This window comes from Paenibacillus senegalensis JC66 (genome assembly GCF_000285515.1).
GTDB lineage: Bacteria > Bacillota > Bacilli > Paenibacillales > NBRC-103111 > Paenibacillus_L > Paenibacillus_L senegalensis.
In genome coordinates, this window is record NZ_CAES01000151.1 from 1 (window position 1) to 436 (window position 436).

General features: G+C 33.3%; 1 protein-coding gene. It reads left to right on the plus strand.

The genetic code is table 11. The features are described 5' to 3' along the window. Positions 1–436 (plus strand): nucleotidyltransferase domain-containing protein (locus PSHG_RS26085; RefSeq protein WP_010267501.1); only part of this gene is annotated, 436 nt, incomplete at both ends.

The window sequence follows — 436 nt, forward strand, 5'->3', positions numbered from 1 at the left end:
AGGTAATATACTTACCGAATTTAAAGGTAAGATTCATAGCATTTATATGTGTGGCTCGATTCCAAAAGGAACGGCCAAACCTTTTAAGTCAGATGCAGATTTTACTATAGTATGTGTAAATCCCAAAGATATTGATTACGAAAGATTGACAAATATTAAAGACAGGCTTTTGGAAGAATATCCAATAGTAACTAAGATTGATACGATAATTTGCTCGATTGACGATGTATTAAGTAAACCGAATGAGTGGGGTTTTTGGGTTAAGATAATTTGTGTTTGCATATATGGTGATGACGTTGGTGAAAAAGTACCCCCGATCATTATTTCTCCAGAGTTCATTTTAGACTTAAATACAGAGACCAAGGAGGAAGTAGATCGTATACATCGTTCACTTTCTAATGCTAGTGATAACACATTGAAAACTAGATATATTAAA